Raw genomic sequence first — 21,017 nt, 5'->3', positions numbered from 1 at the left:
CTGGTTCCGGTCAGGAGCCGGGAGGCCACGGCAAAAGGCAAGGAGAAGGAGAAGCAATGAAGGCAGTTGTATTCAAGGCCCCCTACGAGCTGGCCGTCGAAGAAGTCCCGGATCCCAAAATTGAAGGTCCGCTGGACGCGATCATCAGGATCACCACCGCGAATATCTGCGGTTCGGATCTGCACCCCTACGAGGGACGCGCGGCTCTGGATGCCGGCATGGTTCTCGGCCACGAAAACATGGGAATCGTGGAGGAGGTCGGCCCGGCCGTTGACCGGATCAAGGTCGGCGACAGGGTATCGGTCCCGTTCAACCTGGCCTGCGGGACGTGCCGGAACTGCAACAACGGCTACACCTCGGCATGCCTGCGGGCCAATCCGTCCGGGCAGCCCGGAGCCGGCTACGGCTACCCGAAGATGGGGCCTTACTGGGGTGGGCAGGCCGAACTCCTCAGGGTTCCGTGGGCGGATTTCAATCTGCTGGAACTGCCGGAAGGCAAGGAGCACGAGAATGACTTCGCGATGCTCTCCGATATTTTCCCCACCGGCTACCACGGTGCCGAATCGGCGCTGGTGGCTCCCGGAAAGTCCGTGGCAGTCTTCGGCGCCGGCCCGGTCGGCCTGATGGCCGCCCACAGCGCGTTCCTCAAGGGCGCGTCGCAAGTGTTCGTCGTCGATAAGGAACCCGACCGACTGGCCCTGGCCACCGAGATCGGTGCGACGGCCATCAACTTCGCCGACACCGACCCGGCCGAGGCCATCATGGACGGCACCGACGGCTTTGGCGCCGACTGCGGCATCGAGGCCGTCGGCTACCAGGCGCACGACCACACCGGCCAGGAGCACCCCGAGATGGTCCTGGACAACCTGGTCAAGGCGGTCCGCGCCACCGGCCACATCGGCGTCGTCGGCGTCTACGTCCCGGAAGATCCGGGCGCCGCCACCGACCAGGCCAAGGAGGGCCGCATCGCCTTCAACTACGGCGAAGCCTTCACCAAGGGAATCAGCATCGCCGGCGGCCAATGCCCTGTCAAGAAGTACAACCGGGAACTGCGTGACCTCATTATCCGCGGCAAGTCCAACCCGTCCTGGATCGTCTCGCACGAGGTCCCGCTCAACGAGGCCGCAAACGCCTACGACAAATTCGACAAGCGCGTAGAAGGCTACACCAAAGTCCTCCTCAAGCCATAGAAACTGCAGGAAAGAGGGAAAGCCCTGACCCTATTGGATCCGGACTTCCCTCTACTGCCGGGTCACCGCATGAGTCCCTGGGGCCGCGAAGGCGGCTGATTTGTGAGGCAGCGAACTTGAACGTAAGCAAGCTTGCTATTACGTTCGTGTCAGCGTCTCTGCCGTCAGTGCCGCCCCGGCCGTCATTTGAGGGCTCTGCTCTCGGGCAATCGACGGTGGCGCCCGAAGTGGGCCAGCGGGAGGACGGCTCCGAACCGGTCGTCCGGGGGGAGATCAACTCGTTCTTCGTTCGCTGAGGATTCCCGTGAAGCGACGTCCGCTCCTGGACTTCGACTGGATGGCTGCTGCTCGGCGTCCGAAAAGTCGACCTGCGGCAGGAACCGGGCCGCTATGAGCAGCACCAGTACCAGCGCTGGTGCCCGCCCGGTTCAGAGGTCCCGCGTGGGACTGCTCATCGGTCCTATTCGAGGTGTCCACAGTAAAGGGGGCAGCCCTGGCGGCTGCCCCTTTACTCACTGAACTACACCTTTTCGCCGGTCCTATCGGGAGCCTTCTCGGGTTCCTGGACGGTGGACTCCCTGCGGCGCCATGGGAAGGCCCAGAACCTGAAGTCCTTGGCCTCGGCGTGGCGCTCGGGGCGTTTGTCGGTTTCCCGCGTGGCGACTTTCCTGGCGTCGCGACGGAAATCCCTGCTGTACGAACCGCACATCGGTGACCTCCTAAGAAACGATGCTCCTTAATCGTCCTCCGATCAGGCGCCCCAGTCGAGAGGCACGACGCCCGGTTCAGATGCTTTCAGCGGAGGAATGTGCTGCCGGGGCGAAGGTCAGGAACAGGCCCGGCGCGGGCTCTGCCTGGTACCCGTCGATGCTCACAGCAAGCCATCGTCCGGGGAAGATGGCCGTGGAAAACCTTGGAGAATCCTGCGGGACTGGTCATGAAACCCAGGCTGGGGCGAGCGAGGGCCAACGTGTCGGTCCTACTTGCCACAGCCGGATGGACTTATGCAGCCGGTCTGCGTTTCCGTCGGACGACAAGCATGAGCACCGCTACCAACGACAGCGCACTGACGGCGTAAAGAATCTTGCCCCAGGGCGCATAGTCGCCGCCCGATATGTCAAAGGTGTCAGCGAGCCCCATCCCGGCGGGAAAGGATGCCATCCAATGTGACGGTGCCGCCAGCGCGAGGAGCAACAGGTTGAAGACTGCATTGGTTCTTCCTGAAATCGACCGGTTCAATGCAGCAACCAGAACTGCTGCCGCCAGCAACACCCCAGTGGCTGCCCAGATAAGAACCGCCGGCGCCGCAAGCGATTCATTCGCCCGGTCCATCGCTGCCTGGATTTCAGCCAGCGTGACGCCCGGGACGGCCGCCAGAGGGTTCCACACCAGAACCTGTAACGCTCCGACAGCTGCGTATCCCACAACGAGCAGGAAGCCGGCCGCTCCCGTCCATAAAGGCCAGCGCTGCCCGTCTTTTCCCCATCGCCCCATGCCCGCAGCCTAGTGTCTATTGGGGCTGATCGGCCCGATACTCGCGGAGGGCATCTTCCCGCGCCCATTTTTTGTGCCTCTACCTCCCCTCGAATAGCTCCACGAACCCCAGTGCTGGTTCCCGGCCGGTGAAGGCACCCGCACCGGGATGACGCACCGACCCAGCCCGGCAGCGCCAAGCTGCGTCAGGCGGCAGGTTTCCAGCCCGACGCGGCAAGCCAGCCAGGGAAATCGAGGACGTCGGGCACGAGGGCGCGGGTGGCGGCGAAGTCGGCCCGGTAGGCAGGCGTCTCGGCAAACCAGCGGAACATCGCGGCCTGGTCCCCGAACGAGGCGACCGCTTCCAGCGGCAACGCCTCGTACCTTGCGGGAAGACCGGCGAACTCCCCCATGGCCTGGGCGATCTGCGAACCCGTGAGCTCATCGCCGGCGACCTCCACACTGGAACCCTCGACGGCGCTTCCACCCAGCAGGATGGCCGCGGCTGCTTTCCCGAGGTCACGCACGGCGACCATCTGCAGCGGAATGTCACCGGGCATGGCCATCCGCACCACGATCTGCCTGTCCTCAACACTGGTCGAATAGCGGCCGAAATTGTCCATGAAGAACACTGGTCGCAGGAATGTGTGGTGGATGCCGAGTGATTCGATGTGCTCCTCGACACGGCGCTTACTCTCGAAGTGCGGGACGCCGGATTCCCGTTCGGCACCACCGACGGAGCTGTACACAAGGTGCCGTACCCCGGCGCGGGCAGCGGCATCGGCGATCGCAATGCCGGTGGCGGTCTCCTGTTCGGGGCCGTCAGTGAACGGCGTGGTCATGGCAAACACTGCATCCACCCCGTCAAGGAAGGCGTCGAGTGCTGCCGGGTCGGTCAGATCGCCGACCGTGAGTTCAACGCCGCCGGCGGCCAGCGCCTGTGCTGCAGGCTTGCCCGGATCGCGGACGAGGGCACGCACCCGCACGTCCCCTCCCAGGAGCGCCTGCACGACGGAGCCACCCTGGTTGCCGGTTGCCCCGACGACGGCGATGACTGGCGACCTGCGGGATGTTGTATCACTGCTGTTCATGGCGTTCTCCTGGTCCGGGACTGACACGTCCAAACATTAGTCGGCTCATGAACATGCCCGGCGCCGGCGGCACGACACCACTGACACGCCCAATGTTCAATCTGCAGGCCCGGAACTCTAAGGGCTGCAGAGACTAGCCCCAATTGGCATCCCTCACAGAGCCACAACAGTCATGCAGCCATCCGGAAGCCCTGCCATGAACAGGCATGGAGGCAGAAACAGGCAACGCGGCACAGACGACTCCGCAACTGAAGAAGGTCATGCAGTTCCACCTCAGGCCGACCATGAATAAGCAGAACAGCCCACCACTACCAGAAAGGAGGAACGGGATGAACAACCAATGTCGAGCAGCAGAGAAATTTTCCGCCGAACGTTCTCAGATCATGCTATCCAGGCCAAGGGGGACCATGAACAGGTACCCAAGACCAAACACTCAAGCACAAGCACCAGGAACGGAGACAGCCGGCCACACCACCGGCCACCAATAAGAAAGGCCCCCGGAGGGCCCCTCACAACACAAAATGTCCACACTCAGAGGCAAACAAGCCCCTGAACAGGGAAAACACGTGCCCAAGATGGGACTCGAACCGGACTCCGGCCATTGCAAACACTGGGAAATCCCGAAAACCTCCGCAATCCGCCCCAGACCGCCCCCAGTACGACCCCATCCGAAGCCCAAGATGTGCACAATGTGCACACCTCTTTTCCAACCTATTAGACCTCGCTGTCCGGGCAGACGGCTGCCGCCGGGGATCGCTCGGAGTCGCTTCGTCAGGCGATCTGGATTCGTTCGTCGCCGAGTTCAACCTCGACACGAAGCCGGCCACCCAGCGCCTCGACGTATTTTCGCAAAGTATCGACCTGGGCACGATCAATGTCACCGTGCTCGATGCGGGACACCCTGTTCTGGCTGACATGCAGGCGCCCAGCAAGCTCGACCTGCGTCAGCTCAGAGGCCTCACGGAGCTCCCGAAGCCGGTAGGCCCGGACCTCATCGACCATGCGCTTCTTGTGGGCATTCACAGCTGCCCGGTCAACCGGACGCTTTGCCAGCAGTTCCTCCATGGACTTCGCCACTATGCCCCTCCTTTCAGAATCCTCAGATGATCATCAAACAGGTCATCAGCAAGCGGAATGTTCGTCTTGTACCACTTGCTCCAGTTGCCCGCCTTGTCCCCAGCAACAAGCAGGATCGCCCGCCGCTCCGGATCAAAGGCAAACAGGATCCGCAGTTCCGACCGCCCGCTCGATCCCGGCCGCAGCTCCTTCATGTTCTTATGCCGTGAACGAACCACCGTGTCGACCAAAGGACGACCAAGTTGAGGCCCGCGCTCAGCGAGAAGCTCTAATGCAGCAACAATCTGCTCATACGAGTCCTGGTCAAGACCTAACAGCCACGGCTCAACTAATCCCACGTCAACATTCCACATCGAGCCCATCATACAACTCAGGTGTTCTACAACTCAAGTGCTATATTACGGCTGCCACTTGTTGAACGTGCAGCAGGGACGAGCCGTCACACCCATGACAGTTGTGGCCCGGCAGTGCATCGCAGCGCGAAGATCTGGCAAGGCGGCGATGTCGTCGTATTCGAGGCGATAATTCAGACGTCCTCCAGGCGCTTCAGCAGCCCCGCGTCGCGGCGCAATATGAAGTCCACGCCCGTGCTGATTTCCTGCCTGTGCCGGTGACATCAGACGTCCGACCCGGCAACTTGGCCAAGATGCGCCGACCTGGAGGTGCGCGCCTTGGGAGTAGGCTCATCCGGACGGCGGTCACCGTCGTCTTATCTGCTTTTGGGCTTGCGCGGGTCAGGGAACCCGAGCGAGACGTAGCCCGGAGCCCGTTTATTCAGGGACGCGGCCAGTACGGGTGTCGATTCGTCGTGGCAGTCGTGAACTGTCGCCACAGTTTTCCCTGGGTAAGGCCGGATAATCCGGCCGATGTACTGAACCAATCTGCCTTTGAACGACACCGGCGCTGCAAGGAACAGGGTATCCAGTTTCGGGCAGTCAAAGCCTTCTCCAATATATGAGCCGGTGCCCAAGACCAGCAGAGGCTCCGCATCATCCGTGCTTGCAAGAAGGTCGACCGCGGCCTGCCGTTCCTTGGCCTTCATCGCCCCGGTGAAAACCACTGGCTTCAGGCCAGCCGCCTCGAACCGGGACCTCAGGGACTCAAGATGGGCTTTCCACGTAGTCAGTACAAGGATTCGGGAGTTCTGCTCGTAAGCTTCAAGGACGTCGTCGTAAATTTGACGTAGGCGTTCCTCATTGGCGATCAAGTCCTTATAGATGGCAGAGATCCCGCCCGGTTCACTCGGGTCTGCGGCGCCGTCGTACGCGTACGAGGTCCGGTGCAGTTCCAAAGTCAGCGTCGGTTCGGCAATCTCGTGTGCGTGCGTTGGCAACTGCCGCGGAACAGCCGGGGAAATCGCGTGCGAGATTTGGCCGAGCTGGTGATAGATCAGCGAGTCCAACTTGTCCCGCCGGTACGGGGTGGCCGTCAGCCCCAGCCAGTACCGGGCCCGGATCTGGTTCATGACGTGAGTGAACGCTGCCGCCGGGACATGGTGACATTCATCCACGATGACGAAAGCATAGCCGGCGGTCAGCTCGGCAACATTTTCCCGCCGTGCCAGCGTAGGCAAAAGCGCGATGTCGACCCGACCCGTTGTCTTGGCACGGCCACCTCCGATTTGGCCGCAATTCTCGTCCAAGAACTCACGGATGCGGCTGCGCCATTGCTCCGCCAAGGCTTTGCGATCAACCAGAATGAGCGTTGAGACGCCACGAAGTGCCATCGCAGCACACGCCATCACTGTCTTGCCTGTGCCGGGCGGGGCCACCAGGACCCCGTGCTCGGCGGCAGTGGCGGCATCGACGGCATCTTGTTGCTCCGCGCGCAGGCGGGCCGCGAACTCGAAGCTGTGGTCCGCACCTTCCACCCGTTGATCATCAATGCGCAACGAGCTACCACTCGATTCGACCAGTTCCTTCATGAAGGGCAACAACCCACGCGGCAGGATGAGGTCTCCCTCAAGCGATTCGTCGTAGTTGCGCAGGTACCGGGGAATATTCCAGGTGGATCGCCGCTGGCGTTGGCGTTCATAGAACTCAGGGTTCGGCATGGAAGCGGCATGCTTGACGGCTGAGATCATGGCTGGTCCAAGATCTGCTGCCTTGATAGTAAGGCGTGATGCGAATGCGACTCGGACGATCAGAGCGGGGCGTGGAACGATCTTGGACGATAGCGGCAGTTCAAGCCGGCGAACCTCTTGTCCCAATTTGACGGCAGGCAGCCTTCCGACATGGGCACGAACTTCCCGCTCCGAAAGCCGATCCAGGCTGGAAAGGTACCCCCATTGGTCCTCATATGGTTCGAGAGTCGTAGTGTCGAGGAACAACGTCGTGCCGTGCTGGCGGCGCTTGCCGTTCAGCGGCAAAGCAATTAAGTTCCCCATGCCTTTGCCTGAATGAACGTCCTGGGCAGGAAAGAGCCTGTCATAGCTCGCCAGACTCATACTGCCCCGCAATGCCATCGCCTCGTGGATAAGACCCGTGCCAAGCTGGCGTGCTGCGGACGCCGGCAGAGCTGTGCTGAAGAAGATCCATACATGGGCGCCACGTCCGGATTGGGACACTTCCAACGCTGCGGGGATACCCCGAAAACGAGCCGCCTTGACGTACGCCAACGCATCCAGCATTGCGGCGCCGCCGTCAAAGTCCGCCGCCACCCACCAACAGGTGTCCTGTTCAGTCAAAGGATAGAGGCCAATGTGCTGCGCCCCGCGCAAATGATCCGCAACAACGAACGGAGTCAGCGGCAGGAAATTGGCACCCGCGATGTTCGCGCCCTTGCGCCAACCACCGGCGACCGCAGGAACCCAGCCGGAGCGGCCGTCCCGCGAGTTTTCCCACCGGACTGCGTAGACGTCACTGCGCGCCCTAAACAAGTCCTGGAACATCCGGACCTTCGCTTCCGGCGACGATTCCATGGATACCGGACCATGGTGCACCACCGAAGGAATTGCTGCCTGGGCCAGGTGTGCTGCCTTTGACTCCACTTCCGTGAGTTCCAAGAGTTTCCGCAGCCTGGCATTATCGAGGCGCAATTCGTCGAGCTCACGACTCAGCGCCCTGTCTGCCGTATTGGAAAGGCCCGGCAACATTGGAAAGGCCCGGCAACGCAGTTTGGCCACCTGCCTCAGGAGTGTCTTCAATCACGGTTCCATTGTGGTCGGCATAGGCCACCACGCCGAAACTAGAAGAAAGTCATCAAGCTAAGTTGGCCATCGTTCGTGCTTTTGAGAGACTGGTCTACCGACAAGAAGTCGCGCCCTTGATGACTTAATTCGTTGATTCGTCATCATCGGGGCAAGGCTGATCGTCGAATGGGCACCCCTCTTGAGGCGCCGAACAGCTCAGGCCATTGCTTGTGCAAGCGTTCCGTTGCCCGCTTCCGCCTGGGGCTGTGCATCGAAGATGGGTGCGTTGATCATGTGCCCGTCGTGGACGAGCTGAGCCTTGTTCTCGATGATTTGTTCCTGCGACACCACCAGTCCCGTTGGCCTGTCGCGGGTCAGGCGCACGACCTCGTATTGGCGGTAGACTCCGCCGGCGGCTTCGTGAAACTGGGCATACTCTGCACGGATGTAGAACCTCACGTCAGGAACACGCTTGGCCTAGAGCTCACCGCAAAGATGCTCATCAGTCGTATTGACCAAGAACTGGAACGCCCGATCGGTGTCGTTGCGGACCCGGTAATCGAGGTAGGAGTAGATGTGTCAACGGCAAGTTCGAAATGACCGGCCCATCCGCTGACGCCAGCCACTCGTGAGGGTGATCGTGCGATCCGCCCGATGCGATACAGGAGCCGTTTTTCGGGGTGCGTCTCGCCATTCAGATCATCTGATCAGCACCAGGCGAACCAGCCTCTCCCCTGAGCTGCGTACAGCAGATTCCTATTGCCTCGGCAGCCAGTGACTTGAGCGCATCTTGGGCTCTCCATCCCGCTCCTAGTACACGTTGCCGTTTTCGCGGAACTGTCGCCAGACGTTCTCGAAGAAGTCGTCGTCCTCTGGGATGGGGCGGCGTGGTCGCCAGTGAAAGACGGGTTCGCCCGCCCCTGTATCCTCAGTGCGCCCCTGGACCCGGTCCCTGGCAGCGCAGTCATCGACGTCGGCGGAGGAACGAAGGGCAGCTTCCTGTATTTCTCCGTCCAGGGCACCTTCGTCGAGCGACAGGCGGAACTGCTCGGGCAGGTCCAGCTCGTTGTCGGGATTCTGCCCGCAACCGGCACGGGGCAGGAAACCGCTTGGATCGGTGTAGAGGACGGAGCCGCGGGAGCGGCCGCCGTGTTCGAGGTAGTCTGCCATCGCGGCAAGGTACACATGCGCGGTCGTGAGGATGTCGCGGACAAGGAAGACCCGGTCCATGGACCGCCGTGATCCCTTCGACGCCGAGATGAGCTGCGCGTAGTTCCCTGCCAGCTCACGTATTTCGCCGAGTGCTTCGCTGATTGATTCCTTGGAGCGGACGGGACCGGCCTTCGCGCTCATCAGGGACTGGATGCGGTTTAGGAGCTCGCCGGTATTGTCGGGCGCTCCGTCTTTTTCGCGTCGCGCGGCCGCAGCCGCAAGGCTGGCCGCGTCGTCCAGAGCAGGACGGGCAAGGGCAGCAAAGGCTGCATCTGACAGACTGGGTTCCTCCGGTGCAGCGACGATGTACGTTGCTGCGCGGGTGGCGCCGACCTGGCCGCTGTTCAGGGCGGCGCCTCCCGGGCGGTAGACGCCGTGCGAACCGCCGGCCTCTCCAACAGGGAAGAATCCGCGGACGTTGGACTGCCACCAGGCGTCGACGGTCAGGCCGCCGTTGTTGTGCTGGGCGCAGACGTCGACTTCCAGCATCTCCTTTTCCAGGTCCACGTAGGGGTTCTTGTCCAGGTAGAACTGGTAGGCCGGTTCGTTCATATGCCTGAGCCGCTCGACGGGGGTGCCGAAGAGTACTCCGGCTTTCTCAAGGTACTGGTAGGCCTCGGGTTCCAGGGCTGCCGGGTCGAAGTCATCGCGCCCGGGGTTGCGGCGGAAGTCGAGGAAAACCCGCCGGCCACGGTGGACTGTTTCGCGGTATACGAGCAGATCGATCAGTGAGGAGCCGTCACGGACTTTCCGCACGTCGAACGGCCACTGGTATCCCTTCAGGAACACCAGGGACATGAGCCGCCCGTAATCGGGGATTGCTTCGGTGAGGAACTCGCGTTCGTCATCGCCGTCGGGGTCCGTTGAAACGAAGCGGGGAATGACCTGCATGTAGGTGCCGGAGACGTTCCATTTCGGGTGGGTGGAGGCCAGTCCGAACTGCCATTCGGTGAGGTTCTTGCCGTGCACGCCGGCCCGGTACGCCGCGCCGGACGCGCCCCACTGTCCGTTGGGGAAGACTCGGGTGGCGTAGATTCCGGCGGGCCCGCCTGTGGCGTAGACGATGTTCCGGCAGCGGAAAAGCAGGTAGGGGCTGTCCGGGCCGTCATGGTGAACGTCCCGGCGGAGGACCAACAGCCCCTGGACCGACAGCTGCCCGTCCCCGTTCCGCTGGGTGATGACGTCGACTACGCGGCACTGGTCGTAGACCTGGGTACCGTTGCGGCGGACCTTTTTTTCGAGCATTTCAACCATCGTCCGGCTGGTGTATGGCCCGACGGAGGTGGCCCGGCGGCGCGGATCGTGGTCTGTTTTGTACCCGATGAATTCGCCGTAGCGGTTCTGCGGGAAGGGCACACCGAGGTCCACAAGCCGGGTAAAGCTGCGTCCGCTGAGGGCTGCCTCGGCCAGGGCGTTATCACCGTCCATCGCTCCGCCGGAGTAAAGTGTCTCCGCCATGCTTCGCACGGAATCGTTGTCGCCACCTGAGAGGGTGATTTTGTAATAGGTCTGCTTGTCCGAACCGGCGTTGCGGGATGCACCGGCACGCACCTTATCGGCGACCATCACGACATCTTCGTGGCCCATTTCCCACAGCCGGTCAGCCGCGCAGTAACCGGCTGATCCGGTCCCGACGACGACGGTCTTGGCTGTGATGACGGGTACCTGATGGCCGTCGATGTTAACGGTGAGTGGGGAAGTCATGTTCTTGTCCTACCGGGATTGTTGCTGGCGGATTGCCCGACGGCGATCAAGGGGGTCCGCCGGTAATGATTGGGGGCACCCCTTGGGGCGAACTACGCCCCAAGGGGTGCTGGGTTATCTATTGCTTCGGTTTTGCCCGGTGATCAGGATGCTGCGTGGTGGGCTGCGACGGTGGCGGGGTCATCCAGTGCGTCGCGGGTTTCGTTCAGGTCGCGGCCGATGGTTTCGGGCGTGAAGAACGTTGCGGCGATGGTGATAAGCGTCAGCAGGGCAAGGTATCCGGCAATTGGGACCCAGGCGCCCAGGCCCGCATCGGTGACGGAGGATCCGCCGTTGGCTTCGACGACCATCGAGATGATCCATGCTCCGACGAGCGGGGCGATGCCGCCGGAGATGACTGCCGAGACTTCGCGGGCGACGGAGACGCCGAGGTAGCGCTGGCGTACGCCGAAGAGTTCGGACATGAAGGCGCTTTGCGAGCCGAACATGCCCCAGGTGCCGATGCCGAGCCCGAGGGAGAGGACGGCGATGGTCAGGACGGTGTCGCCCAGACTCAGGACGTACCAGATCGGGAAGGCCGCGATGAGCTGGAAGATGGCGAACCCGCGGTAGACCTTGACGCGCCCGAAGCGGTCGGTGAGCTTGCCGGCGATGGGTACGACGACGGCTCCGAGGGCTGCAGCGAAGACCAGGGACAGGGCGCCGATGGGGCCGGTGACGCCGACTGCTGCGCTGGTGACGTAGGCAATGGCGAGAGCCTGGTAGATGGAGGACGAGCCGTTCTCTGCCATCCGGAGGCCAATGCCGCGCAGCAGGGTCTTCCCGGAAAGCTTGAACAGCGTGCGCAAAGGCTTGTCCACGATCATTTCGTGGGGTTCGAGCTTGGCGAAGGTCGGTGATTCCTTGAGCTTGAGGCGGATGAAAATCGCGACGAAGAGGATGACGACGCTGGCGAGGAACGGGATGCGCCACAGCCAGGTTTCGGTGATCTTGACCGTCTGGTTAGCGTTGAGAAGCACGAAGTAGACCAGTGCGGCGGTGACCGTTCCGATCTGGACTCCGAGGAAGGGCAATGCGGCGTAAAAGCCGCGTTCCTTGCGGGGAGCGTATTCGGTCATGAGGATCGATGCCCCGGCCATCTCGGCGCCTGCGCCCAATCCTTGGAGCAGCCGGAGGCCGATCAGAAGGATTGGTGCGATGATGCCGACGCCCCCGCCGTACCAGTCGCCGCCCGAACCGTTGTAGGTCGGCAGGAAACCGATCAAGGTGCTCGCCCCGCCCATAAGTGCCACGGTGGTGAGCAGGACGAACTTACGGCCGAGCTTGTCGCCAAGCCGACCGAAGATGATCCCGCCCAGGGGCCGGACGGCGAAACCGAGGAAGTAGGTGCCGAAGCTAAGAATCAGGCCGGTGCTGGGGTTGCTTCCCGGGAAGAACAGCGGCCCGAACACCAGCGCCGAGGCCAGACTGTAGAGCGCGAAGTCGTAATACTCCAACGCGCTTCCCAGGGAACTGGCCCATGCTGCCCGCAGCAGGTCAGTGCGGGTCACCTCTGACGTGGCAGTGGCGCTGGCGCCCCTAACGTCCTCGTTAATTGACATCGTGTGTGTTACCTATCGTGAGTGCTTAAGTTCTCTTGGCGGTGAGGCCGCTAACGGCCGTGCTGTGTCCCCAGGCCCGGCTGCAATGGCCGGGGTCTGCGCTGCTATTGACCGGCCGTTAAGGGGTTCAGGCACGCCGGGCATCTCGAATCCAGTGGAACCCCGACCGTTGCAGACCGAATCATTGAAACCAGAGTAGCGAAGTTAGTAGATCGATGCAATAGATTTCGGTCGACATGTCCAATACGGTCGCGTCATCTTCCGCAGATACAACGGGATTCAAGAAATCTGAATGAGTAGATCGCTCTATCAAAGAAAGCCGTTGCTGTTGTCCTGACTGCATGTCGCAGCCTGAATCCTTGCAGGCCGGGACGCCGACGCTGGAGACTGTACCTGGCTGCAGGGCTGGGTTTGCGCGCTGGACATGAACGAAACAGGCACGTCCGGGTTGTCAGCGAGCGGTCAGCTCCGTGCGTTGGTCGAACGGCGGGTGGTCAGTGACTGCGGTGTCCCGGAGTATGGTGCGGAGGCTTTCCATGGAGACGTCCTCGAGAGAGCTGACAAAGTGGCGGCCGGGGCCAGATTGCGGCTGGACAACTCCGGGGACCACGACCACTTCCATGCCGGCGGCCCGGGCGCTGGTGGTGCCGCTGACTGAATCCTCCACGGCCACACAGAGCGCGGGTTCGACGCCGAGGAGTTCTGCGGCAACCAGGTAGGGCGCCGGGTGGGGCTTGCCCTGGGCGACGGCGTCGCCGGCGACCACGGCGTGGAAGGTCCCGATGGGCGCGGCAGATGCCACGCGGGTGGCGACGGGGCTGAAGGCCATCGTGACCAGGGCGGAAGGAATGTGCGCGGCGGCCAGTTCAGCCAGGATTCTTTCGGCGCCCGGAAGCCACGGAATGCCGCCTTCCAGTTTGGCCACGACCCGTTCAAGGAGGTCATTGATGATTTCCTCTGTGGAGAGCGAGACACCGCGGTCCTGAAGTATCGAAGCAGTGACCGGCATGGCCTGCCCGACGGTTGCCCGGGCGTCCTGCATGGTCCAGTTAAGTCCGTGCTCTCGCGCAATTTCGCTCTGTGCGGCCAGCCAGTACGGCTCCGTATCGACAAGCGTGCCGTCCATGTCCCACAGGACCGCTTGAAGGTCGCGTTGGTTTCCCGGAGCCATGGCGGTGTCCTTTTTTAGCGTCGTCCGGCTCGCGGCCGGCTCCCGTGTTCTTGTGATGATGTTCCCCGCTTCCTGTTCCGGTGCGGTCAGTATGCGGTGGTGTCAGCTTGCAGCGTTCGTTCCGGCGACTGAGGCAAGAAGGTCGCGGACGGCCGCGGCACCGCCGTCGGAAGCGAAATCGGAGCTGAGTCCGACGACGCTGACCCCGGCGGAGAGGTAGGCGGGCGCGTTGGCCGCCTTCATGCCACCGGTCGCGACGAACCGCACCTCAGGGAAGGGTCCCTTCATGGCCTTGACCCAGTCGGGGCCGAGAACCGAGGCGGGGAAGGCCTTGAGCCAGGTGAGGCCGAGGGCCTTGGCGCGGAGTATTTCGCTCGCCGTGGCCACGCCCGGGAGGTGCGGGATGCCGCGGCGGATGCTCTCGTGGATGATCCCTTCGTCCAGGCCCGGGGAGACGGTGAATGATGCGTTGGCGGAAGCCGCGGCGTCCAGTTGCTCGAGCCTGGTGATGGTGCCGGCCCCGACGGCGACGCCGCGTTCGGCGGCGGCGCTGGCCACGGCGGCAAGCGTCCGGACCGCTTCGGGTGTTTCGATGGTGACTTCGACGTGCTCGACGCCGGCGTCCCAGGCCCGGGTGGCTGACCTGACTGCCTCCCCGGGCGCGAGGCCGCGGAGTACGGCGATGACCGGTACCCGGAAGAAGTCGTCGTCAAACCAGTCGTTGTGCAGGGTGTGTGCCAAAGTGTTCTCTTTCAGTGTCGTGCTGCGGGGCGATATTTCCCCGGGTTCCTGGCGCCGTCAGTTCACGGTCGCGTGGTGTTGTCCGGTGTCATAGGTGCGGGGTTTCGTTCCATGGCCGGGGCGGAAGTCGGCGCGCGTGCCCAGCGTCCAGGCGGCGAAGGAATGTCCCAGGGCGAGCCTGTCCTCGGGTTGGTCCCCGCGGAGAAGACCGGCCAGGTATCCGGCTGCGAACGCGTCGCCGGCGCCCACGGGTTCGACGACGTCCACCCGGTGAGCGGGCACGCGGACCACTGTTTCTGCTGCTCTGTCATCGCGGACGAATTCCACGGCTTCGGTGGCTGAGTCCTTGATGACCAGGTGTCGGGGTCCGGGCAGGAGCGCGGCCACCTGTTCAGCCGTGGTGCAGCCCCAGAGGGTTTCCGCCTCGTCGAGCCCGACGAGGACGACCGTTGCGCGGGCGGCCAGTTCCAGCAGACGCGGTCCGGCGGCGTCCACTCCCCACAGGGCGGGGCGGTAGTTGACGTCAAAGGAGACCTTGTATCCCGTGGCCCGGGCGTGGGTCAGGAGGTGCTCCGTGAGCTCGGAGCAGCCGGCGGACAGTGCGGCATTGATGCCGCTGGTGTGGATCCAGCCGGTCTGTTCCAGCGGCCAGGCGCTTGAATCCTCCGGCGCCATGGCCGAGGCCGCTGACCCGGCCCGGTAGTAGAGTGTCCGGGCGCCGTGGCCCAGGTCGGGGTCTTTGAAATACACGCCGGTGGCGGCGTTGCTGTCGCGGATGACCATGCTGACGTCCACTCCGCGCGCAGCCAGGCCCCCGATGATGCGGTCTCCGAACGGGTCCTGGCCGAGGCGGCTTGCCCACCCGGACCGGTACCCGAATTCGGCCAGGTGCGCAGCCACGTTGGACTCCGCTCCCCCGTATCCAAGCAAACATTCCTCGGCCTCCTTCAGTGGCTGGGCCCTGGCCGGGGTAACAACGGCCATGGTTTCACCGACACAGAGGACGTCCAGGCTCATTTCACGGCTCCGGCGGTGAGGCCGCTCACGAAGTACCGGCCCAGGACGAGGTAGAGCAGGACGGTGGGTGCTGCGACCAGCACGGCGCCGGCCATGAGCTCGGAGTAGTTAACCGTGGTGGTTCCGATCAGGTTGTTCAGTGTCACGGTGGCCGGCCACGCGGCCGGGGAGGCCAGGATGAAGCCGAACAGGAAGTCGTTCCAAATGTTGGTGCACTGGAAGATTCCGGCGACGACAAAGCCGGGGACGGAAAGCGGCAGCATGACGCGGATAAACGTTGCCCAGATCCCTGCACCGTCGATGGACGCCGCTTCGATGATGGCGCTGGGAATGCCTTCGTAGTAGTTGCGGAAGATCAGTGTGGTGATCGGGATGCCGTAGATGATGTGTACCAGGATCAGGCCGATGATGCTTCCCTGCAGATGGAGCATGTTCAGGAACTGGAACACGGGGATGATGACGGCCTGGAACGGGATGAACATGCCGACGAGCAGCACCGTGAAGAGGGCGTTGGAGCCCCGGAACGGGAACTTGGAGAGGATGTAGCCGTTGATCGACCCGAGAAGGCAGGAGATCAGGGCCGCCGGGATGGTGATCTGCAGTGAGTTGGCCAGGGAGCCGTGCAGTTTGGTCCAGGCGCCCTTGAAGGCGTCGAGGCTGGGGGCATCGGGGAAGGCAAGGAAGAAGTTCGGCGCGCCGGTGCTTCCGGAGAGTGCGGTGGTGATGATGACGTATACGGGCACCAGCATGCCGAGCGTGGCAATGCTGCAGACCGCCAGGACGATCCAGCCGCCCAGGGACTTGGGCAGGTGCCAGGTCCGGGGCTTGGGGGCCACCTTTCCGGGGCGGCGGTGCGCCGTGCGGGTGCGTTGGGACGGGGTCGCTTCGAGTGTTTCGACGGCCATGTCTATGCCTTTCTCTCTTTGCGGTATCCGCGGATGAGGTACGGGACGATGACCGCGAGGGTTAGCAGGAGCAGGATGATCGCCATTGCGGAGGCTTTGTCGTAACGGCTGGTGAGGTAGTTGTAGATGTAGATGCCAGGGACGTCTGTGACGAAGCCGGGGCCGGAGCCTGACATGGCGACGACGAGGTCGAAGATTTTCAGGGCCACGTGCAGCAGGAGCACGAAACAGGTGATGGTGGAGGGCCACAACTGGGGCAGGACGATGTGCCGCAGTCGCTGCCAGACGTTGGCTCCATCGACGCTGGCCGCCTCGAGGTGCTCTTCGGGGATGGAGGCCAGGCCGGCGAGGTACATCGCCATCGCGAAGCCCACGAGTTGCCAGGCTGCAGCGAAGATGATCGGCAGCAGCGCCACCGGGATGCCGAACTGGACTTTCAGGAAGTCCGTGCCTGAGGGGTTGTTCAGGGCACCGAGGATGGTCGGGTCCGTGGTCCAGCCGGGCGGATTGTCGATGCCGATGCTCCGGAGGATTTCGTTGACGCCGGTCGAGGGAGAGAAAATCCAGCGCCAGGCGACACCGGTGACGATGAAGGACAGGGCGTAGGGCAGCAGGAAGACGGTCCGGAACAGGCCCTTGCCCACGGAGACATGGTGGATGAAGAGGGCCGCGATGAGTCCGCCGAGGATGGCCAGGACCAGGAAGATGACGGTGAAGATCACCACGTTGCGGATGTCTGCCTGGAAGCGCTGTTCCTGGACGATCTCGCCGTAGGTGCCTCCGAGGGGCTTGCGCAGCGTCAGGTTCGGGCTGGTGCCGATCTTCCAGTTCGACAGGGAGATGTAGACCGTGATGCCGATGAAGACATAGACGAAGAGGAAGCTGACCAGCAGGCTGGGGGCGAAGATCCATGCGGCCCGGCGGGAGGTCTTGACGTTGTGCGGGATTTGTTTCCTGGGCCGCGGACCGGGGCTGGCCGGCGCGGGCGGCAGTTGTGTTGAGGTTGTCATGTGATCACTGATCCTGTCCGGGGTGTGGCTGCAGGGGCCTGCAGCCACACCCTTTGCGACTTGGTTGGCTGACCGGCTTCTAGAGCTGGGTCTTCTGGGCCGCCGTCATGCTGGCGATGAAGGCATCGATGTTGCCGCTGCCGTTGAAGGTGGACACTGCGTCGGCATACGTTTGGGCGAATTCCGCTCCGGCGGCCTGGGCGTGGGCCAGGGAGGACACCACCTTGGCTGAGGCGAAGCTCTTTGCCGCTTCCTGCTGGTACTTGGACAGGCCGGAGATGTCGGCGGACTTCACCGCGGGGATGGAGCCCTTCTTCGCGGCGAAGGCAGTCTGGACTTTGGGATCCATGAGCGTTTTCAGCCAGGCGTTGGCCGCGTCCGCGTGCGGGATGTTGTTCGCAGGGATGGAGAAGCCGTCGCCGACGTAGTCGAAGATGTCTTCCTTGCCCGGGAACGCCACCCAGGTGAAGTCGGTGCCGGGCTTCTTCTTCGCGTTGACCAGCTCGCCGTAGGCCCAGTCCCCCATCAGGTTCACGGCGCAGGCACCGTCCGCCATCTTCTTCGCGGCTTCATCCCAGGTGATGGCGGAGTGGTCCTTGTTGGCCAGCGACAGGATGGTCTTGTAGTCCTGCAGGGCCTGCTTCACCTCGGGTGCGTCGAAGGAGTATTCGTTGGTGAACAGCTTCTTCCAGTTATCCGCCCCCGCCCTGGACATGATGATGGACTCGAGCAGCTGGGAGGACGCGAAGATGTCCTTGTCACCGAGGCATACGGGTGTGGCCCCGGAGGCCTGAACCTGCTTCAGGCTGCTGATCAGTGCGTCGACGCCGGCTGCCGGGTCGATCTTGACGTTGGCCTTGGACAGCACGGTGGGGTTGCTCCACAGCACGTTCCCGCGGTGAACGCCGATCGGGACGGTGTAGTACTTGCCGTTGACCTGCTGGGCTTCGGCCACGTCCTTGGGCATCTGGGAGGCCCAATCGTTCTGCGTCCACAGCTCGGTCAGGTCCGCGACCTGGCCGCCGTCGACGTAGCTCTTGAGCTGCCCGGCCGGGTGTACCTGCCACGCATCGGGCGGGCTGCCGGCCTGAAGCCGCGCCGCCAGTGCCTGCCTGGCGTTGGAGCCGCCGCCGCCGGAGACCGCGGCGTTGTCCACGGAGAGTCCGGGCTTGGCCGCCTTCACGCCGTCAATCAAAACGTTCAGGGCGTCGGCCTCGGAACCAGAGGTCCACCAGGAGGTGATTTCCAGCTTGTCGGAGCCGCCCGTGGAGCTGCCGGCGGGCTGGTTGGCGGAACATCCGGTTACTGCAATAAGGCTTGCCGCCGCCGTTACGGCCAACGAGATCTTGAGCTTTTTTGGTGCACGCATGACTACTCTCCTTTGGGTTGTCAGACGCCGGATAAGGCCCGGCTGGAGCCTGCGTTGTGGTTCAGATTACATAGTTAAGTAGATCGATGCAATAGTTAGCTTGCGATCGCGCGTTGACCGGCCCTCCCGGCGCAAGCTGACCGCAATTATTAGCGAAACTTCCCTGAATTTGGCGGATCTCGTCCGGTAGATTTTTATTAGATCGCTCTACCATTGAGTGGTGAACCGTGATAGAAATAGTGGACCGAACGCGAGAGGAGGTGCAGAACCAGTGAAAAAAGTGACCCTGAACGACGTGAGCAGGGCTGCCGGGGTATCGCGATCTACCGCGTCCCTGGTGCTGAGGGGAAGCTCCCGGATTCCGGAGGCGACCGCGGACCGGGTCAGGCTGGCGATGGCGGAACTGGGCTATGTCTACAACCGGCATGCGGCCAATATGCGGCGCAGTGAGTCGATGACCCTGGGGCTGCTCGTGACGGACATCCGCAACCCCTACTTTGCCGGGCTGACCATGGCCATTGAAAAGGCCGCCCATGAAGCCGGGTACACCCTCGTTGTCGGGTACAGCCGGGACGACATCGAGCGGCAGGCCCTGCAGCTCGAGACGATGGTCCAGCAGCAGGTCGATGGGATTTTCCTGCTACCGGCCGAGGGAACCGAGCTGACCCCGGTTTGCCAGATCATTGACCGTTCCTCCGTGCCGGTCCTGCAGCTGGCCCGCTACTTCTCCGAAGAGATGGACTACGTCGGTCCGGACAACATTGCCGCCGGGCAGCAGCTGGCCCGGCACGTATCTTCCCTGGGCGCCGCCTCGGCTGTGCTGATTGGCGGTCCTGAACATTCTTCGGCCCGGACTGAACGCATCAAAGGACTGGAAACCGGGTTCGCGGGAAGCGGCGTGGCCTTCGATCCGTCCCGGTCCGCGCCGACCACGAACAACGCCAGCGGCGGATCCGAGGGCGTGGCCAGGGTCCTTGACCAGGGCATCTGGCCGGACTGCATCATCGCCTACAGCGACGCGGTAGCTCTGGGCATCTACGCCGAACTTCGCCGCCGGAACCTGGAACCGGGCCGGGACGTCTCCGTGGCGAGCTTTGACGACATCGCCATGGCCGAACTGCTGCTCCCGCCACTGACTTCGGTTTCCACCTACCCGGAACTGATCGGCCGCACGGCCGCCGAACTGCTTCTGAACCGCATCCGCGACACCTCGCTGGAACCCCAGCGCTCCCTCATCGAACCGGCCCTGAAAGTCAGAGCCTCCACCGCCCAATGGCGACCCCGAACCTAGGAGAACACCATGCCAGCACTGAAATGGGGCCTGATCGGCGCCAGTGACATCGCTGCCACACGGGTCATCGGCGCGATCCGGACCAGCGGCGGCGACGCCGTCGGCGTTGTCAGCGGATCCGCTGAGCGCGCCCGCGACTTCGCCGCAAGCCACGGACTGGCCCGGTACACCACCGACCTGGACGAGCTGCTGGGCTGGGATATTGACGCCGTCTATATCTCCTCCACGAACGCCTTACACTTCGACCAGGCCACCCGGGCGTTAAAAGCCGGAAAGCACGTCCTGTGCGAGAAACCACTCGCCCTCGAGGCCGGCCAGGCCGAATCCATGGTCAGGCTGGCCGAAGAAGCCGGCCTCGTCCTTGCCGCCAACCACCACCTGCCCGGCAGTCCCCTGCACGCCAAGGTCCGGGATCTCGTCGCGGCCGGGACCATTGGCACCGTCCTGTCGGCAAAAGTTGCCCACGCCGTGCTCCTGCCGGAACGGCTGCGCGGCTGGCGGCTGGGACAGGGGACGCCCGGCAGCGGCGTCATCCTGGACATCACCTGCCATGACGCGTCGGTGCTGAACCCGCTGCTCGGCACCCCCGTTGCCGTCACCGCGCTGGCTGTCCGGCAGGCCGGATGGAACACCGGAGGCCAGGCAGACGCCGCCATGACCGTTATCCGCTACGAGAATGACAGCCAGGCGCCGGTGTTGGCCCAGACCCACGACTCCTTCACCGTCGGCTATGCCGGAACCTCCCTGGAAGTCCACGGCACGGACGGCACCATTCAGGTCATCGACGCCATGACCCAGGACACCAAGGGCCAAGTGGTTCTCACCACCGCGTCCGGCGTCCAGTCCGTCGAGGTCGACTGCTCAGAGGATCTCTACGTCATCGGCCTGCGGGCCTTCACCGCCGCCGTCGAAGGAACCGGAGTCCCCACAGCGACCGGCCGGGACGGCCTGCTTGCCCTCAAGGTTGCTCTGGCAGCCCAGGAATCCGCCATTTCCGGACGCACCGTACACATCAACTAACACCCCCAGAAAGAA

At 63.3% G+C, this 21,017-nt stretch carries 18 protein-coding genes; 3 read left to right on the top strand and 15 right to left on the bottom strand.

What is annotated here, in order from left to right:
• The first annotated feature begins 56 nt into the window (after positions 1-56).
• Complete coding sequence (locus tag ACFQ50_RS11340; RefSeq protein WP_377995632.1) at positions 57-1,190, top strand: glutathione-independent formaldehyde dehydrogenase; 1,134 nt, start codon at positions 57-59, stop codon at positions 1,188-1,190.
• Between the two features lie 520 nt (positions 1,191-1,710).
• Here ACFQ50_RS11340 and ACFQ50_RS11335 read toward each other — a convergent pair.
• From ACFQ50_RS11335 to ACFQ50_RS11265, 15 genes are all read right to left on the bottom strand, one after another.
• Positions 1,711-1,899 (bottom strand): hypothetical protein, encoded by a 189-nt coding sequence (locus ACFQ50_RS11335; protein WP_377995631.1) that lies wholly within the window; start codon positions 1,897-1,899, stop codon positions 1,711-1,713.
• 293 nt (positions 1,900-2,192) lie between these two features.
• On the bottom strand, positions 2,193-2,684 hold the full coding sequence (locus ACFQ50_RS11330; RefSeq protein ID WP_377995630.1) for a hypothetical protein: 492 nt from the start codon (positions 2,682-2,684) through the stop codon (positions 2,193-2,195).
• Between the two features lie 185 nt (positions 2,685-2,869).
• Positions 2,870-3,754: an NmrA/HSCARG family protein gene (locus ACFQ50_RS11325; protein ID WP_377995629.1), complete on the bottom strand. Its 885-nt coding sequence runs from the start codon at positions 3,752-3,754 to the stop codon at positions 2,870-2,872.
• A gap of 771 nt (positions 3,755-4,525) precedes the next feature.
• Entirely contained in the window at positions 4,526-4,831 is a 306-nt protein-coding gene (locus tag ACFQ50_RS11320; protein ID WP_320538102.1) for a helix-turn-helix domain-containing protein, read from the bottom strand.
• Positions 4,831-5,184: a type II toxin-antitoxin system RelE/ParE family toxin gene (locus tag ACFQ50_RS11315; RefSeq protein WP_377995628.1), complete on the bottom strand. Its 354-nt coding sequence runs from the start codon at positions 5,182-5,184 to the stop codon at positions 4,831-4,833. The genes ACFQ50_RS11320 and ACFQ50_RS11315 overlap by 1 nt, the downstream gene beginning before the upstream one ends.
• A 356-nt stretch (positions 5,185-5,540) precedes the next feature.
• A complete protein-coding gene (locus ACFQ50_RS11310; protein ID WP_377995627.1) occupies positions 5,541-7,976 on the bottom strand; it encodes a DEAD/DEAH box helicase family protein in 2,436 nt (811 codons plus the stop codon).
• A gap of 201 nt (positions 7,977-8,177) precedes the next feature.
• Positions 8,178-8,420, bottom strand: a complete 243-nt coding sequence (locus tag ACFQ50_RS11305) for a hypothetical protein (protein ID WP_377995626.1) — start codon at positions 8,418-8,420, stop codon at positions 8,178-8,180.
• 351 nt (positions 8,421-8,771) lie between these two features.
• Positions 8,772-10,877, bottom strand: coding sequence for an FAD-binding protein (locus tag ACFQ50_RS11300; protein ID WP_377995625.1), 2,106 nt, complete (start codon positions 10,875-10,877; stop codon positions 8,772-8,774).
• 143 nt (positions 10,878-11,020) lie between these two features.
• Entirely contained in the window at positions 11,021-12,478 is a 1,458-nt protein-coding gene (locus ACFQ50_RS11295; RefSeq protein ID WP_377995624.1) for an MFS transporter, read from the bottom strand.
• A gap of 451 nt (positions 12,479-12,929) precedes the next feature.
• Positions 12,930-13,649, bottom strand: coding sequence for an HAD family hydrolase (locus ACFQ50_RS11290; RefSeq protein ID WP_377995623.1), 720 nt, complete (start codon positions 13,647-13,649; stop codon positions 12,930-12,932).
• 102 nt (positions 13,650-13,751) lie between these two features.
• Positions 13,752-14,390 (bottom strand): bifunctional 4-hydroxy-2-oxoglutarate aldolase/2-dehydro-3-deoxy-phosphogluconate aldolase, encoded by a 639-nt coding sequence (locus ACFQ50_RS11285; RefSeq protein WP_377995622.1) that lies wholly within the window; start codon positions 14,388-14,390, stop codon positions 13,752-13,754.
• Positions 14,391-14,447: 57 nt separating this feature from the next.
• Positions 14,448-15,407 (bottom strand): sugar kinase, encoded by a 960-nt coding sequence (locus tag ACFQ50_RS11280; RefSeq protein WP_377995621.1) that lies wholly within the window; start codon positions 15,405-15,407, stop codon positions 14,448-14,450.
• Positions 15,404-16,312, bottom strand: coding sequence for a carbohydrate ABC transporter permease (locus ACFQ50_RS11275; RefSeq protein ID WP_377995620.1), 909 nt, complete (start codon positions 16,310-16,312; stop codon positions 15,404-15,406). Before ACFQ50_RS11275 ends, ACFQ50_RS11280 begins: the two co-directional genes overlap by 4 nt.
• Before the next feature lie 2 nt (positions 16,313-16,314).
• Positions 16,315-17,322: a carbohydrate ABC transporter permease gene (locus ACFQ50_RS11270; RefSeq protein WP_377995619.1), complete on the bottom strand. Its 1,008-nt coding sequence runs from the start codon at positions 17,320-17,322 to the stop codon at positions 16,315-16,317.
• Positions 17,323-17,401: 79 nt separating this feature from the next.
• On the bottom strand, positions 17,402-18,691 hold the full coding sequence (locus ACFQ50_RS11265; protein WP_377995618.1) for an extracellular solute-binding protein: 1,290 nt from the start codon (positions 18,689-18,691) through the stop codon (positions 17,402-17,404).
• A 271-nt stretch (positions 18,692-18,962) separates the two neighbouring features.
• Here ACFQ50_RS11265 and ACFQ50_RS11260 point away from each other — a divergent pair, with 271 nt between their 5' ends.
• Both ACFQ50_RS11260 and ACFQ50_RS11255 read left to right on the top strand, forming a co-directional pair.
• Entirely contained in the window at positions 18,963-19,982 is a 1,020-nt protein-coding gene (locus ACFQ50_RS11260) for a LacI family DNA-binding transcriptional regulator (protein ID WP_377995617.1), read from the top strand.
• A gap of 9 nt (positions 19,983-19,991) precedes the next feature.
• Positions 19,992-21,002 (top strand): Gfo/Idh/MocA family protein, encoded by a 1,011-nt coding sequence (locus ACFQ50_RS11255; RefSeq protein ID WP_377995616.1) that lies wholly within the window; start codon positions 19,992-19,994, stop codon positions 21,000-21,002.
• Positions 21,003-21,017: the final 15 nt, after the last annotated feature.

Origin of the sequence: Arthrobacter sp. NPDC056493 (assembly GCF_042795115.1) — a bacterium.
Classification (GTDB): domain Bacteria; phylum Actinomycetota; class Actinomycetes; order Actinomycetales; family Micrococcaceae; genus Arthrobacter.
The sequence above is the reverse complement of the archived record's forward strand: the minus strand, read 5'-3'. Positions and strand labels throughout refer to the sequence as shown.